General features: G+C 38.2%; 6 protein-coding genes. All 6 read left to right on the top strand.

Annotation, left to right across the window (positions count from 1 at the left end):
• A partial coding sequence (locus Q0K35_RS01835) for a hypothetical protein (protein WP_294560972.1) occupies window positions 1-269 on the top strand: 269 nt, incomplete at its 5' end.
• A 362-nt stretch (window positions 270-631) separates the two neighbouring features.
• Window positions 632-1,081 carry a hypothetical protein gene (locus Q0K35_RS01830; protein WP_294560971.1) on the top strand — a complete coding sequence of 150 codons (450 nt, stop codon included), beginning with the start codon at window positions 632-634 and terminating at the stop codon, window positions 1,079-1,081.
• Window positions 1,082-1,092: 11 nt separating this feature from the next.
• Window positions 1,093-1,359, top strand: a complete 267-nt coding sequence (locus Q0K35_RS01825; protein ID WP_294560970.1) for a hypothetical protein — start codon at window positions 1,093-1,095, stop codon at window positions 1,357-1,359.
• 431 nt (window positions 1,360-1,790) lie between these two features.
• Window positions 1,791-9,224, top strand: a complete 7,434-nt coding sequence (locus Q0K35_RS01820; RefSeq protein ID WP_294560969.1) for a discoidin domain-containing protein — start codon at window positions 1,791-1,793, stop codon at window positions 9,222-9,224.
• 141 nt (window positions 9,225-9,365) lie between these two features.
• Window positions 9,366-14,777: a discoidin domain-containing protein gene (locus Q0K35_RS01815; RefSeq protein WP_294560968.1), complete on the top strand. Its 5,412-nt coding sequence runs from the start codon at window positions 9,366-9,368 to the stop codon at window positions 14,775-14,777.
• 80 nt (window positions 14,778-14,857) lie between these two features.
• Window positions 14,858-18,543 (top strand): beta-N-acetylglucosaminidase domain-containing protein (locus Q0K35_RS01810; RefSeq protein WP_294560967.1); only part of this gene is annotated, 3,686 nt, incomplete at its 3' end.

Below are 18,543 nucleotides of genomic sequence, written 5' to 3'. Positions count from 1 at the left end.
AAAGGAAATGCAGGAAAAAAGGAGTATATTTAAGGAAGGTAGATCCAAGGGATACATCGCAGATCGGGAAGCTGAAATATGCGAAGCGGTTAGGGTTAAGCATTCACCACAGTGCGGCGTATGTGATTGCAAGGAGGGGAGAAGGATACCGTGAAAGGATACCGAAGGAATATCATGAATACAGGGAATGGAGAGAAGTGATCAGGGATCTGGGGAAAGCGACATTGGAGGAATGTCAGAGGACACCGTATTTAAGCCTGTTCAGATAGAAAAAAAACAGGACCCGGCAGTCATGCGATTCACTAGAAGATGGGAGCATGGGGAAGGGATGGAATCCTGTGAAAGATTAAATCATAAGCTGACAATGGAACATTTCGCCAATGTCTTGCACTTCAGAGAGAAGCAGAAGAAGGAGATGAGAAGGTGTCAGTAGAACCGCCGCTAGAAAGGCAGGTGGGTATGCAGATAAGGAGTTACTTATTTGCATATGATTTTGGATACAGAATCATTTTCTTGGAATCAATGAAGGTTTGATTTTGAATAGAAGATGGAAAAAAAGAAGAATCAAATAAAAATATCATCGTATAAGATTTTGTGTTATACTTAAAAAGTCTTACGGTGGGGTGAGAAAATGAAAAAAATAGCGATGATGCTCATAGCCGCTATCCTTTTTATGGCCGGATGCAGCCGTGAGGGGTATGAAAGAAGCAGAGAATCGGGAGAAATCATTGAGATTTCATTGAATGAAATGGAAGAAATGATAGCTGCCCAGGAAAGCTTTGTTGTTTCTTTTGAAACCACCTACTGTATGTACTGCGCTCAGTTTGAAGAAATATTTCGTGAATATATTCAGGATCACGAGGTGACATTATATCGCGTAATCCTGGATGAAGAGGCGACGGGCGAACAGGAAAATCTCGCGATCATCCATCGGTATTTTCCTGAATTTTTGACGACACCGGGTATTTTTTATGCTGAAAATGGTAAGGAGAAGGATTATTTGGATACCTATCATTTGGGAATATCTGAGAGCGTGATCGATGAGTGGGTCGTTGAATTACAATTGGACAAGAAAAAATAAGGAGATGCAAAATGAATCAAAATCATGAATTTCAAAATGAATCAGAAAAGAATAATAAAGCGATGATCTTTTATATCTTAGCGGCCTTATTATTGCTGTACATGGGCATGAGCGCTATTACAAGCTATCAGTCTTTTGCCGCTTATTGTGATAATTACGGATTGAATATGTCGGAGCAGTGGTTCTTAGGATTCCAGACGATTCTGGCCGCGATCGTTCCCTGTCTGGTCTATGCCGCCCTTCTTTATGGCATCGGATTATTGCTGGATAAAAAATAAGTGAAGATGAGCAAGCAGAAATGCTTGTTTTTTTTTAATACCAGCAGTGGTTATATCGTCATAATTTGTTGTAATAATTAAAAAAATCACAAGAATGTAATTATTAAAAAATACAAATATTTGCTTAATGAGTACAAAGTCAAATTACCAAAATATGGTTATACTGTATTTGTGAGGGCTTTCATTCATTTTTTGAGCATTTTTAAGCAAAAAACATCTGACGGACATTTCGTATTATTTTATTTTGGATGATAATTTACAGACAGGCATATGATCGCCGGGGAAAAGAAGCGACTAATTCAAAATATGATAGAGGAAGTGTACCAATAGAAAATGTCATGCTTTTATATGAGCCAAAAGTGATGAATTCCATGAGGAGGGATAAACTGAGAAATGAACTTACAATTGAATAATAATTGAGAGGAGAATATATGAAAAAGTTAAGAAACGTACTAATGGGTACATTATCATTAACGATGGCTTTGAGCACCTTGACAATTTTTAATTCTGTAAGCGCTTTAGCGAATGCTTCTTCATACAGAGGATCGCTGAATGAAGTAAAAGAGGCTGTTGTGGATAGAAATAATGATAACATCGTGTATGTAACATTTAATGATGATGTAACTGCGAAAATCACTTTTTTGGAAGACGGTATTTTCAGATATAATGTAGATCCTTCGGGCGTCTTTTCTAAGTACGCTTCACCGAGATCGAACAGTCATACTGCAAAGATACAGCAGTATCCGGATGAATCTGAATATTACAGTCATCCAAGTGCAACAGTAGATGATAACGGCGATACGATTACGATCTCCGTTTCAAATGAAGAAACAAAGGAAACGACGAAAATCATTTATGATAAAGATACAGCAAAAATGTCTGTCATGGTCAATGATACAATCGTATTGCAGGAAAAAGAGTCCCTGTCGATCACCAATGGGGCCACTGTTCAAACGCTAATAAAAAATGATGGAGAAAACTTTTATGGCGGAGGAACACAGAATGGACGCTTTGTTCATACCGGACAGGAAATAAATATTGCTAATGAAAGTGGCTGGGTAGATGGACAGGTGGCATCACCCAATCCGTTTTATTGGACAACTTCAGGTTACGGCGTATTAAGAAATACTTTTGCAAATGGTAAATATAACTTTGGAAAAAATGAAAGCAGTACGGTAACAGCAACGCATAATGAAGCAGAATTTGATGCTTATTTCTTTGTGAGCGATGCTGCTGATGCTGCGAAAACAGCACAAAAGCTCCTTCAGGGGTATTATCATGTAACCGGAAATCCGGTATTATTGCCTGAATACGGTTTTTATGAAGGACATCTGAATTGTTATAACCGTGATGCATGGAATAGCGGAACTTCGAAAGCAGATCCTAGTGCCGGAAATAAAGTATGGTCAACTACAAATCCGGATGGTTCAGTTTTCCAGCAAACAGAAGCGGGCGGAACGGGTTATGTAATCAAAGAAGGATTGAAGGAAGAATCCTTAAACGGTAAGGCGCCGACGGTATTTACGACTCAGATTCCTGAAGGTGTTACGACTCCTTATGAATTTTCTGCGCAGTCAGTCTTAAACAGATATTTTGACAATGATATGCCGATAGGTTATTTCGTACCGAACGACGGTTATGGCTGTGGTTATGGACAGAATGGCTATAATATGACCGGTGGTGTAGATTCCAATGGCAACAGCTCAGAAGATCGTATTGCAGCCGTTGATGCCAATGTCAATAACTTGGCTGAATTTACACAATATGCGAACAGTTTAGGTGTTGCGACCGGCTTATGGACACAGAGCCAGCTGTCACCTACGACAAATAAAGATACTTTATGGCATTTGCTTCGCGATTTTGAAAAAGAAGTGACTGTGGGTGGTATCACGACATTGAAAACTGACGTTGCATGGGTCGGCAGTGGCTATTCGATGCAGCTGGATGGTGTTAAAAGAGCCTACGATATCGTAACGACAACGGTGAATACACGTCCAAATATTATTTCTTTAGATGGCTGGGCAGGTTCACAGCGTTACAATAGTGTATGGACGGGTGATCAGGCAGGTGGTAACTGGGAATATATCCGTTTCCATATTCCTACTTATATTGGACAGTCATTAGCAGGAAATCCAAATGTCGGAAGTGATATGGATGGTATCCATGGCGGAGCACCGCTGATTGCAACCAGAGATTATCAATGGAAAGCATTCACACCTCAGATGCTGAACATGGATGGCTGGGGTACTTATGCCAAGGTTCCTCATGCATTCGCAGATCCATATAAGAGCGTATCGAGAATGTATCTGAAACTGAAAGCACAGCTGATGCCTTATATTTATACAAGTGCGGCTTCAGCAGCTAATATTGATACGGGCAATGAAGATACAGGTCTTCCGATGGTAAGAGCTATGTTTTTGGAATTCCCGGATGATTCTTATGCATTTAGCAAGAACATGCAGTATCAGTACATGTTTGGAGATGCTTTCCTTGTTGCTCCTGTTTATCAGAATACAGCGGCTGATGGCGATGGCAATGATATTCGTAATGATATCTACCTGCCTGATGGCGAAGTATGGATTGATTATTTTACGGGACAGCAGTATGCAGGCGGTGCAGTAATCAACAATTTTGCAGCTCCTTTGTGGAAGCTTCCGCTCTTTGTAAAGAATGGTTCGATCGTTCCGATGTATGAAGAGAATAATACACCGGATAAAATTGACAAGAACAATCGAATCGTTGAATTCTGGCCTGCAGGTTCTACTTCTTATACAGCTTTTGAAGATGATGGAAAATATATTGAAAACAATACAACAGAAGATAAAGATTATGGAACGATCGACAATATCTCCTATGGTGAACACGTATCCATCAACTATACCTCTGTTGTAGATAATGATACAGCTACACTGACAGCTGGCAGATCAAATGGTATTTACAAAGGATATACACCTGAAAAAAATACGACATTTGTCGTGAATGTTTCTAAAGAACCGACTTCAGTGATTGCAAGAAACGGTAGTGAAGACTTGAAACAGGTGAAGGCTAACAGTAAGGAAGAAGTGTTGAATGCTGATGTTGATGCAGGAACCTTCGTATATTATTACGATGAATCACCGGCGATTGAAACATATGCATTAGATTCAGAAACAAAAATAAAGGAAATGGTTGCAGATGTGAAAGTTTCCCCTAAGTTGTACGTGAAGTTTGCTGAAACAAATGCAGAAGTGAATGAACAGCAGCTGATCATCCATGGCTTTGTCAATGATGGTCATTTACCGGCTGATGAAATCAATGAAGAATTGTCTGTTCCTCAGGATCTAAAAGCAGATGAAGTTTCTTTCGATTATGTAACGTTGAGCTGGGGTGCTGTGAAAGATGCTCAGTCTTATGATGTAGAGGCAGATGGAATCATTTACTCTTTGATTTCTTCAAATTCTTACACACATAAAGGATTAAGTTACTTGACTGACCATACCTATCGTGTACGTGCAGTAAATCAGGACGGTTATTCTGAATGGAGCGAGCCTTTCAAAGCTCAAACAGAAGATAATCCTTATCGCAATGTTCCAAGCAATATGAGCGTATCTTATGATAATGGAGAAGTTCCGACTGCATATGCCGGAAAATTTGCAAATATGGTTGATGGTGATGACACAAGTGAATATAGTTCAAGAGATGCAGGTGTATTCAATGGTAAGTCATTTACGATTGATATGAAGAAGGTCTATACACTTGAAAAACTGGAATATGCTTTTAGAAAGGACTATGGTAATGGAACCATTCAAAAACTAGGTATAGCTTATAGTACGGATGGTGTTACATGGAAGACTTATGCTGATGAGATCACATTGAATTTAACGAATGATAATTGTCCTCTTGGAAGCAGCAGTGTTCAAAATGCAAATGCGCGTTATACAACAATTGAATTTGATCAGCCATTCAAAGCCAGATATCTGAAATTGACCACAGTTCAGACTTCCGGAGGATTCTTGCAGGCGTATGAGATTCGTCCATATCATGCTGATGGTGAAACAGGTATTTTACCGGGTGATTATGATAATAATGGAACGATCAATGGAAATGATGAGGTATGGTTAGAGAATCATCATCCGGATGCTGCCGGTTCGAGAAAAGGACAAGCCATCTATGATGCAGCTCCTCCTAGCGGTACCGGTGCTCATGATTTGAATGAAAATGGTATCTTTGATGCAGCAGATATCGCAATCTTAACAAGCCAGCTGAATGGCGGTGTGAAAGAAAAGCTGGATGCCAGTGGTATAGTTGCTGTTGTTCCGTCAAAAACATCAGTATCAGCAGGTGAAAATTTCACAGTTGATGTTTACGGAAGCAACTTGAAGAATGTTTATGCCTTTGATTTTGAATTGACATTTGAACATGGAGCATTGTCATCGGCATCTGATGATTTCAAGGTAGAATCATCAACAAAGACTTCAAATATGAAAATATATGAGAATCTTCATGAAGGTGATGCTAATGACAGAGTGTATGCAGCCTTTACCAATATCGGTGATCAGGCTTTGGTCAATGGTGACATCAAATTGGCAACCGTTGCTCTGAAGGCAAATAAAGAGCTTCAATTAAACGATTTGAAGGCTTCATTTAGTTTATTGGTAGGATCAAGCCTGAATTATGTCAATGCTTTAGAATTTGAAGCACCACAGATTCCTGAAGTTTCAGAATCAAGAAAATTAGCAGCTCATACTGATATCGTTGATGCCCAAGCGAAATCGACAGGACCAGATGGCAGTGATATTTGGTCAAGTCTGGATGGTAATCCTGTAACTTATACGAATAGTAACTACAATGGTGAGAATGGCAAAACAGGTATTGAACTGGCTCATCCTCAGATTTATACATTCACTTTAAGCAAAGAAATGGAAATCAATAAAGTGGGTGTACAGGCAAGAAGCGCAGGTCATTTAAATCAATTGGTTTCATATGAAGTATGGGTAAGTAATAATGGCAAGGATTATACAAAAGCAGCCTCACAAACAGTGACGACAGGTGATATGACTTATGTTGAATTCAATGCTGTCAAAACACAATATGTTCAATTACAGCTTTATGCGGGTGAAAATGTAAATTGTGTTTCCACAAGTGAAGTAGAGATCTGGAGTGCAGGAGCAACTACTCCGGCAGGCACAGCGCTCAATTTGAACCATATGACTATTACACCGGAGGCAGATGATCAATTGCAGCCAAATATGGGAGTAGATAAGCTGGTTGATGGTAAAGTAGGTGAAGATGATTATCGCTATGAATTTAAGTGGGGCGATAGTCAGGAAGTCGTTGGTGCACAACTGCCGCATGAAATCCGTTATGATTTTCATCAATCACAGACTTTGGCTTCATTACGCATCCAGATCCGTCATAATGGGGATATACTGAATACAGGTGCTTTAAAAGACTTTGAACTCTACGGTATCAGAAAGACAAGTGATGGTGAAGTTAAAACGCTGATAGGCTCTTACACGATGGATACTTATGATAAGACGTTTGATTTAAAGAATCAGACATATGATGCCGTTATCCTGAATTGTAAGACATCCCAGGGAGGCGTGGCTTATAAGCTGAATATCGATGAAACGACGTTTACAACAGGTACAGCAAGCAGTGTCACAGGTATTGAATTTGCTGCAGATACACCGGATGAAATTTATGTGGGACGTTTGACACCGATCCTAGCAAATGTATTACCGGCAGATGCCGCAAATAAGCTTTATACCGTAGAAAGCGATAATGATAATGTTCGTGTGATTACTTACTCGGATGGCAAGAACTATTATTATTCATTATTGGCATTGAAAAAAGATATAAAAGCGAACATTACTGTGAAGTCATTGGCAGATGAGAAGATCAGCGTGACAAAAGAAATAAGTGTAAGCAATGGTGCATATTTAGAAGATCTGAAGGCAGCGATTGCTCAGACTGAAGCATTGAGTGAAAATCTCTATACTGCTGAATCTTATGAGAGAGTGTCAAACGCACTGGAAGATGCAAATAATATGTTAAGCAGTGATTTACAGGACAAAGTTGATAAGGCAGAATTGAATCTGTTAAATGCAATTGCTATGCTTGAATTTAAAGGTTCAGATACGAGCCGTGAAGATAGCGTGCATCATATTGATGAAAAGCAGATGACAGTTACTTTTGTTACTAGCAATGCAGCTGCTGATGGTAAGAAAGAAAATATTATTGATAATCAGGCGGATACGATCTGGCATTCCGCATATGGAGCCAATGATTCGCTTCCGGTAGAAGTTATCGTTGATCTGGGCTATGTTTATGATCTTGAGCAGGTAGATTATCTGCCTCGTCAGAATAGTTCAAATGGTCATATTACTCATTATCGTATTGAAGTAAGTACAAATGGTACAGATTATGTTCCGGTAGTAGAAGGTTATTTATCAAACAACGGCTATGAATTAGATGATAAGACTTCTCCGAAGAAGATCAAATTTGAACCGGTAGAAGCCCGTTATGTGAAGTTTATTGCTATTGAGTCGATCGGTAATGCGGGAGCAGCTAATAACCGTTATGCTTCAATCGCAGAACTTGATTTCTATGGAATAACAGAGGTTGCGGCAACAAAAGTAGAATTTATTAATACTGAAGAAAAGATGTTTGTTGGAAATGAACTGCAGCTGGTTGCAATGACTACTCCTTCAAATGCATCGTTGGATGGATATATTTGGGCAAGTGACAATATTGAGGTTGCAACTGTTGATGAAAATGGTAAGGTGACGGCGCTTCAAGAAGGAAAAGCAAACATTACCGTTAAATCGGCTGATGAAACGATTACTGCTTCAATACTTATCACTGTTACAGCGGCAGATAAGACGGATCTCGCAGCTGCCATAAAGGATATCGAAGCTTACATAGGATTACTTGACAATGAGCAGATCAAAGCATACCTGACTGCTGAGCTTAATAAGGCACAAGAGGTATATGGTAACGATCGTGTTACGGATGAGGATGTTTTGAAGGCGTTGAATGATCTCAATGCGGCAAAGGCTACTGCCGAAATGACAGTGACAATACTTGTACAAGCAGATGATCTGATCAATACTGATTTAAGCAAGTATGATCCTGAAGGACAGGAAGAGTTTAAGCAACTGGTTGAAGAAACTAAGAAGCTGATGGAAGATCCAATAACAAATGTGGAGGCCTTGAAAACAAAGGTATCAGAATTAGAAGCTCAGAAGGCTCAATTGATCAAACTGGATGTTACAGCTTTAAATAATCTGATCGCGGTTGCAGAAGATATTGATATGGATAAGTATGTAGACGATGCGGGAAAAGAAGCATTCATGAAGGCATTGGAAGATGCCAGAAAAGTCGCACAAGCTCCTGTAAGTGTTCAGCAGATCAAAGATGCGGAGAAAGCACTTGTTGATTCGGAAAGTGGATTAACTTTGAGTATGAATGATGAAACAGAAGAATCGTTAAGAGAGTTATATGAAGCATTCAAAGCTCTGAATAAGAGCGAGTACACTGAAAGCTCGATCAGGATGATTGAAGATGTGATGAAAGATCTTGAATTCGCTTTAAATAATGGTCAGACTTCACAGACTGATGCTTCTGAGCTATTGAAAGCAGCAGCTGAAAAATATGCTTCTCTTGAAAAAGTTTCTCATCCGTCTACACCAGAAACTCCAATGGATCCAAACAATCCTGCACAAGCCGGAGAATCTGAGTCTACAGATAAACCAAGTACGACAACAGAAAGTGAAACTCCTTCGACAAGTGATTCCGGCATGATAGCTGTATATGTAAGCTTGTTTGCTGTGAGTGTTCTAGCATTGGCTGTATGCTTGAAAAGAAAAAAAGAAGTAAATTAAATAATACTCTTATTGCTGGATAAAGCTATAGAGATTGAAAGACTGAGGGGGGACTGTCTGTTTAAAATGAGGTATTCTCTTTAAACAGCAGCCTCCTTTCTTAACTATTTTTATAAATAGCGAAAGAACAAAGGAGATAACATGAAATTTAAAAAGATACTTAACTTGATCTTGTGCTTAGCTATGACTGTTACAATGTTTTCGACAGGAGCAATAAAAGTGCATGCGGTAGAAACGCCTGTCAATACAAATCTCGCATTAACAAAACCAGTTGTAACTAATTTGTTAAGTGTTAATGATCCTTCATTTCTTACAGATGGTAAAATTGAAACTCGTATGACAAGCAGTATATATGATATTAAACCATCAGTAGACGATCCATTCTGGGCATATGTTGATTTGGGTAGTGTTCAGGAAATGAATTATTTCTCGGTTGTATGGGAAAGTGATTCAAATTATGCAAAAGATTTTAAAATTTATACAACAAGCGAAGAAACAATAAATGATAATACACAATGGACGTTAGTAAAAGAAGTAACAAATAATACTTCCGGAAGAACATCTGAAATTGAATTAGAAAAATCTGTTTCAGGGCGCTATATAAAATTAGAAGTGACGGCGGTCACTGGTTATCCAAATGTATCAGCTTGTGAATTCATAGTCATGTTAAAGGGAATATCTACTCCTGTTAATACAAACCTGGCATTGGAAAAGCCCATTAATGCATCGGCAGAATATCCTTCTTTACCAGCAAAAAACTTAGTAGATGGTAAAGAAAACACACGCTGGTCAGCAGAAGCAGCTGCTCCGCAATCTGTAGTTATTGATTTAGAAGAAAGCTATCAGATGAATTACTTCTCTATCTTATGGGAAGGCGGAAACTTTAATATGATAGGGGCCAGTTATAATATCTATGTTTCTGATGATACGAATAATTGGGGAAGTCCTGTTGTGGCTAAAAAAGGAAATACTGAAGTTAAATCGATCGATACATTAAAGTCACCTGTGAGCGGTCAATATGTAAAACTGGAAGTAACAGAGGTTACAGGAAATTACTCTCAAAAAAACGTTTCAGCATATGAATTTGAGATCATGTTGAAGGATGACTCTGAGAAAACCCCACAAAACCCTCAAGAAAATGTAGCTTTGAATAAAAAAGGATATTCCAGCAGTAATGAAACAGCTGGTCTGACGGCAGATAAAGCATTTGATGGAAATACATCAACAAAGGATTCTCGCTGGTCCAGTAAACAAGGGAATGCACCTCATTGGATCTTTGTTGATTTAGGCGAAGAGAGGGATATCAAAACGATTCGTCTTTATTGGGAAACAAGAAAAGCAACAAAATACAGAATTCAAGTGGCAGATACTGTAACGGATACAGCAACGGGTGATGGTAATTGGAAAGATGTTGCAACTTTAAATGAAAGACCTAATTCAAAAACAGATACGATTACCTTGCCGAATGTTCAAAAGGGTCGTTATGTGCGTTTGTATATTGATTCTTTTACGGCACTTGATCCAGATAGCAGCGAGAGCTGGAATACAATTTCTATTTATGAAATGGAAGTTTATGGAGGAGTACCAGCTATTTCGATGAATGATATTGGTAATATGATTCGTGTTGAATCTCCTGCTAAAGGAAGTACAAAGCTGAATGTTACCCTTCCTGAAGTAGAAGGTTATGAAGTTACATATAATGGTACGGATCTTGAACAGGTGATTGATGAAGACTTAACGATCTATACACCAATTGTTGATAAAACGGTGAAGGTTTCATTTAAGATCGTCAATACTGAAACGAAAGCATATGAATTTAAGGAAATTCCTGTTACTGTTCCTGGGAAAAATACAGTTGAAACAAATGATAACAAAGCATTAAAAGTATTGCCGGAACTTCAGGAATGGAAAGGCCGTACAGGTGAATTTATTGTTTCAGGCAGCAGCAGGATTATCTATGAAGATGATACGTTAAAAAATGCTGCGGAAGAAATGAAGGCTGATTATGAAGCTTTAACTGGTAAAACGATCGAAGTCGTTAAAGGTACAAAAAGTGATGTAAATGCAGGTGATTTCTTCTTTGAAAAAACTGCAGATACGACTCTTGGCCTGAAGGATGAAGGATATCTGATGGAAATCAATGATTCTGTTACTGTTACTTCTGAAACACAGACGGGGGCTTACTGGGCAACTCGTACGATTCTTCAGGCGTTAAAACAGAATGATTATGTAAGCATTCCAAAAGGGATCACGCGTGATTATCCTTTATATAAAGTACGCGGGTTTATTCTGGATGTTGGTCGTAAGACATTTACATTGGATTATCTTAAACAGCTTGTAAAACAGATGTCTTGGTATAAGATGAATGACTTCCAGGTACATTTAAATGATAATCTAATTCCTCTTGAAAAATATTCAAGCGCAGGTCTTGATCCAATGAATGCTTATTCTGCATTCCGTTTGGAAAATGATACAGTAAAAAAAGGAAATGTATTGGTAGATACAAACGGGGATCCGGTTCAAGTAAACGGAAAAGAACAAGTATATCAGAATGATCTGACTAGTACGGATTTGTGGTACACCAAAGAAGAGTTTAAAAATTTTATTAAAGAATCACGAGCGTTAGGTGTGAATATCGTACCTGAAATTGATACTCCTGCTCACTCATTGGCATTAACTCGAGTATTGCCAGATTTACGTTTGGGAACTTGGGGACGTCAAAACGATCATTTGGATTTAGTAAAATCTTACGAACAGTGTCTGACATTTGTGAAGACAATCTTTAATGAATATTTAGAAGGGACAGACCCGGTATTTGATAGTGATACGATCGTTCATATCGGTGCTGACGAATATAATGCTTCTTCAGTAGCATATCGTAAGTTTGTAAATGACATGATAGAATATGTTCGTGATACCAAACAGCGTGTGGTACGTGTCTGGGGAAGTTTTTCGGCAGCTGCTAAGGGTGATGCAATCAATACAGTGGCAGATGATGGTACAAGAGTACAAATCAATCTTTGGAATTTCAGTTATGCGAAAATGAATGAAATGTACGAAAATGGATTTGATCTGATTAACTGTAATGATGGAAATTACTATATCGTGCCTAACGCAGGATATTATTCCAGTGGTAAGATCAGTGATGGCAACATGTATAATCTGGATATCAATAAGATCAGTAATGTGACGATTCCTGCTGGTGATAAACAAATGATCGGTGGAGCATTTGCTGTTTGGAATGATATGACCGATTATTTGGACAATGGTGTTAGTGAATACGATGTTTATAGCCGTATTAGTAATTTATCGCTTTTCGCAGCAAAATTATGGGGTAAAGGAGAGCTTAATTTGAATGAAGCCAATGTGCGTTCAAGTGAATTGGGAGATGCACCTCGTACAAATTTTGGTTATAAAGTTGATAGTGAAACCGATGAATACATGAATTTAGCGATGGATGAATTGAAAGATAGCTCTGAGAATAAATTTATTGTAAGTGAAGGTGAAAATGCCTCTCTTGTTGAAGTTGATGGTAAAAAAGCATTGGAGCTGAAAGGTTCTACCAGTTATATTACGACAAATCTTGAAACAGTTGGTTTAGGAAGTGATTTACGAGTTAAAGTAAAAAGAACTTCGGCAAGTACTGAGGAGCAGATTCTGTTTGAAAGTCCATATGGAAGTATCAAGGCTGTGCAGGCTGAAACCGGAAAAGTAGGGCTTTCAAGAGAAAGATTTAATTATTCCTTTAACTATACATTACCGTTGAATGAGTGGGTAGAATTAGAGTTTAAAAATGAACTGAACACGATTTCACTATATGTTAATGGTGAAAAGGTAGATACTCTGGGTGATGGTGAGAAAATACAAGGACGTCCTCTATTGGCTACGATGATGTTCCCTATGGCTGTTATAGGAAGTAAGACGAATGCGTTTATTGGTTTTGTTGATGATGTTCGTATAGGTAAAAGTGATGATTTTAGTAGCACAATGTCATTGGACTATGCATTATGGAATGCTTCAACAGTGATTCGTCATGAAAGTAATAATGATTTGGCATTATTGATTGCTAAGGGCAAAGAATTGTTGAAAGAGTACGATCCAAGTGAAGAAGAGATCACACGTTTAACAAATGAGATCAATGCAATCGTAGATACATATGATTATGAAAAGGCAAATTATAATCGCATCCGTGTTTACCGCTCATTAGTTGAAGATCTTTCTGCATTTACAGATGAAAGTGCCGCAACTGTTACTCGCATTTTAAATTCAATTCGTGATGATCTTCCTGTTGAACTTCAGACAACAGTAGATGGATATGAGCATGATTTATTAAGTGCAATTGAAAAATTAGAAACAAAACCGTTGACAAATCTATATTTTATTGATCAGTCAACGATGAAAGCAACTGCGTCAAGCAATCATACAGATGGTTCTACACCAGATAAAGTATTAGATGGAAATACCTCTACAATATGGCATACTTTATGGAGCGATACAGAAATGCCACATTGGATCGATCTTGAATTTAGTGAGCCAACTGAAATAAAAGGTTTGATTTATACACCACGTCAGAGTGGAAATAATGGTAATGTGACAGAGTATGAGATCCAGGTAATGATTGGTGATAAATATCAGACAATCAAAAAAGGAACCTTACAAAATAATTCAGATGTCAAAACAATTGAATTTGAACCTGCTATAACAACTCACATACGTTTAGTATATGTGAAAGCCGTTAATAATAATGGTTCGGCAGCTGAACTTCAAGTGGTTCGTGCAAATATCAATGCAGATATAGAAGGCTTTAAGGCGGCTATTCAGGAAGCTGAAGAATTATTGGATTCTTTCAATAAGGCTGACTTTGTTGAAGAAACATGGAATGGTGCTGAGCAATTGCTTGCAAATGCAAAGGTCTTAGTATCTTCAGATGATCCTGATGCAAATGAAGTTGCACAAACGATTTATGACATTTCTAAGAAAATTACTGAACTTCGTTTAGGCAACATTGACATGAGTGATTTGAACGCTCTTATTAAAGAAGCAGAATCTTTAAGTGAAAATGAATACACTGCTGAAAGCTGGAAAATGATGCAGGAAAAATTAGCGGCTGCAAAAAAAGTTGCAGATAACAAATATTCATCTCAAACGACAGTTAACCTTGCAATAACTGAATTGGAAGATGCGCTTAAACAACTTGTGAAAGTTGAAAAAACACAAGTAGATAAGACAGAATTGCAGAAAAAATTGAATGAAGCAAAAGCTATCAACACAAGCAGATATACGAAAGAAAGCGTAAGTGCTTTGGATAAAGCAATGGCTGACGCAGAAAAAGTGTTGACAGATGAAAGTGCCACACAGGATGAGGTTGATATGGCAGTGAAAGCACTGGAAGATGCAGTGAACAGTTTACACAAATTGACAGATTCTTCAACAGACTCTAAAGCACCATCTACCAATGATAACAGCATGCTGGGTGTATATATCGGTTTACTGTCTGTCAGCATGGCGGCAATCTTTGTTTTCTTGAAAAAAAGAAAGCAAGAAATGAATTAACTTTTATACAAAAGAAGGGACGGTTCAAATTTCTTCCCTCCCTTCTTTTTGGTCCATAATTAAGAGGAGAAGAATAAATAATGGGAAAATTTTATGGAAAATTACTGAGAACTTCATTAGCGATGGTTCTTGCTGCAAACACGTTGTCAATACTGACTCCGAAAGTTACGATTGTAGAAGCAAGTGATGTAGAATATGAAATTTATCCTACACCACATGCAATGACTTATCAGGAAGGAAATTATGTCATACGTCCAAAAGTCAATGTCATCTATGAACAAGAAATTGATGATGTTACAAAAAATAGAATGGCGGAAGTATTGGCAACTAAGGACAAAGAAGTTACGATTAGTAATGAAATTGTAAAAGGGAAAACAAATATTCTTGTAGGTACATATGATTCGAAAGGATATGTAGATCAGTATGTACAGAATCATTATGTATTTAGTGATGGACTGTTTGATCATTATGGAGCTTATTTCATGGCCTCTAATAACGATGAAATCATTATTTTGGGTCGAGATACAGATGCTGCTTTTTATGGAATCACTTCCTTAAAACATATTTTCAATCAAATGGATGGTTCGAGTATTCGAAATTTTGAGATGAATGACTATGCTGATGTAAATATCCGTGGTTTCATTGAAGGTTATTATGGTATTCCATGGTCAAATGAAAATCGTATGGCTTTAATGAAATTCGGTGGCGATTTTAAGATGACTTCTTATATCTTTGCGCCAAAAGACGATCCATATCATCAAGGGAAATGGCGCGATCTATATCCGGAAAATGAGCTTAATGCCATCAAAGAAATGGTTAAGGTAGGTAATGAGTCTAAGTGCCGTTTCGTTTGGACAGCTCATCCGTTTATGGGCGGATTTAATTCAGCGAAGGCTGATGAGGAAATTCAAAGCCTGTTGAAAAAATTCGATCAGCTTTATGATGCAGGTGTCCGTCAGTTTGGGGTGCTGGGTGATGACGTAGGAAATCTTAATCGCGAAATCGTAATTAAGATGATGACAGCTGTTTCAGAATGGGCGAAAGAAAAAGGCGATGTTTATGATACGGTTTTTTGTCCTGCCGGATATAATCATTCATGGCAGGGAAATTACTCTGAATTAAATGAGTATGATGCCGGTTTCCCTGATGATATTCAGATATTTTGGACCGGTGAAGCTGTGTGTAAGCCGGTCGAACAGAAGACCTTGGATCATTTCAGAAATCAGAATGCGATGAATGGTGAAAGACGTGCACCGTTATTCTGGTTAAACTGGCCGGTCAATGACATTAATCATGGCCGTTTGCTGATGGGGAAGGCAAGTCTGCTGCATACAGATATCAATGTGGAAGATATTGCAGGTTTGGTTACTAATCCGATGCAGGAATCAGAAGCTTCAAAGGTCGCTATTTTTGCGGTTGCTGATTATTCTTGGAACGTAAAAGGTTTCAATGTTGAAAAAAGCTGGGCAGATTCTTTTGAATATATTGAGCCGGATGCTGCGAATGAATTACATATACTTGCAAAGCATATGTCTAATCCTCAGCCAAATGGGCACGGACTTGTTTTAGAGGAATCAAAAGAGCTCCAGCCGTTGATCAATACATTTAAACAGGCATTGCAAGGCAACGGTTCCATTGAAGAAACAGGAAATCAGCTGATTGAGGAAATGAATATCATCATTCAGGCTTGTGAAGATTTCCACGCTAAGAGTAAAAATGTCAAACTTAAAGAAAATTTATTGCCGTTTACCCATTCATTAAGAGATCTATGTATTTCGATTCGATCTTTTACAGAAGCCAGAATTGCTTTAGAAATGAATGATCTATATACTGCTTTTAATCAATATACAGACGGGACAGCTTATTTGAGCCAGTCAAAGACATATACGAAAAATAAGCTGAACGGTGCTTTGCAGGTCGTAAGTCCGGGTTCGACTCATTTGATTCCTCTTGCGGCGTCTTTGCAGGACAGCTTATCAGCGCCGATCAATGATTATGTTTCAGGAAATGATGATACACTGATCATTACAGCTGAATCCAGTTTTAAGACTTTCCATGCCGGTACGGTTGACAATATCATAGACGGAAAGACAAATACACATGCATGGTATAACGGTTATGAAGCTGTCGGGCAATATTATCAGGTAAATTTCAGTGTCCCTGCAACAATTTATGGTGTGAATATCTTGAATGGTGCAAGTCAAAACGGTAAAGAAAAAGATACTTTCGGTTATGCGAAATTAAGATATAAAACTTCTGATTCCGAAGAATGGAAGGATTTAGATGGCGGCAAAGAATATGGCGAATACGCAGAAACGGTGAATGTCAGCGGTATTGAGATCGAAAATGTCATTGCTGTCAGATATGAATGTACAAGGACAGGTAGTGGTAATAAGTGGCCTTCAATGCGTGAATTTGAAGTGCTGCTGGAGCCGGTAAGCACAACTTTTACGAAGGAAGTTATTCGTACAAAGGATCGCTGGGCGATTTATCAAGGTGCTGATGATAATGTAGTCGATGGCCTCACGTCAACCGGAACATGGTATAAGGTAAGGAACGATAATGGTGAAAACCGAGATACCGCTATGCCGGGTGACTTTATCGGGGTCAAGCTGTCCCAGCCGATCATCCTGGGAAAAATTGACATCTTACAGGGAATGGATGATAAAACAAGTGATTATTTCCAAAATGTAACACTGCAATGGTCATTGACAGGTAATGACGATGATTGGCACGATATCCAGTCATATACCAATACACGTCATATTCAGATCGATTTATCTGATCAAAATATTACAGCTCAGTATGTTCGTGTAGTCAACACAAAAGTTCAGCAGAATTGGATCGGTATGCGTGAATTTGATGTTCAGGCAAAGGTATATTTCAATTCAAAAGCATATACCAATGTTGATACATATCGCAATATCGGTGTCAATGTATTAACCGATAATGCTTATCTCGATCCTCAAGGTGATCTTACCTTGAATCAGAATGAATATATAGGTATCAAATTAGATCGCGTTCATGAAGTAATGTCTATTCAGGCAGATTTAGAAAATGCTGATGGCATTCTTATAGAAACGTCTTTGAATGGTTATGAATGGATAGCTTATGATAAGAATGACGGCAATATAAATGCCCGTTATATTCGTTTGATCAATCATTCAGATACACCGATTACTTTTGATATCAATGCACTCACTGTGAATACGCTTGAGTATTATGAAAAATCCTTATCTCAGGAATTAACTAAAAACTTTACATTGGACAGTGCAACGCCGGCAGGTAATTTATTTGACGGTGATCGTACGACACAGGTGAATTTTAAACCGAATCAGAAACAGGGTAATCAGTTTGTTTATGATTTAGGAAGAACGATCCATATTGATACGTTGAAGGTTGTTTGCAAAGATAGTGAAATTGATTATCCGCGTCATGCGAAAATATCTGTTTCTATGGATGGTAAAATATGGCGTGATATCATGTTTATCGGAAATCAGGATGGACCAAACGAAGGTGAAGCAACCAACGAAGAAGATATCAATGATGTACTTCCTTTGCATGAAACATCGTATAATGCCAAAGAGGTAACGGATGTCAATGTAGAGGCCCGTTATTTAAAGCTTGAGATCACGCGCACAAAGGTCGGAGATAATAAATGGCTGCGTCTTCAGGAAATCGAGATCAATAAGGGTGAGTATGTGCCAAGCACGAATGATCCTACATTTACCGGCTGCAATGATACGAAAAACGGACAGTTTTCATA

This window comes from uncultured Traorella sp., assembly GCF_944327115.1.
Lineage (GTDB): Bacteria > Bacillota_I > Bacilli_A > Erysipelotrichales > Erysipelotrichaceae > Traorella.
This window is presented reverse-complemented; position numbering and strand designations above follow the sequence as displayed.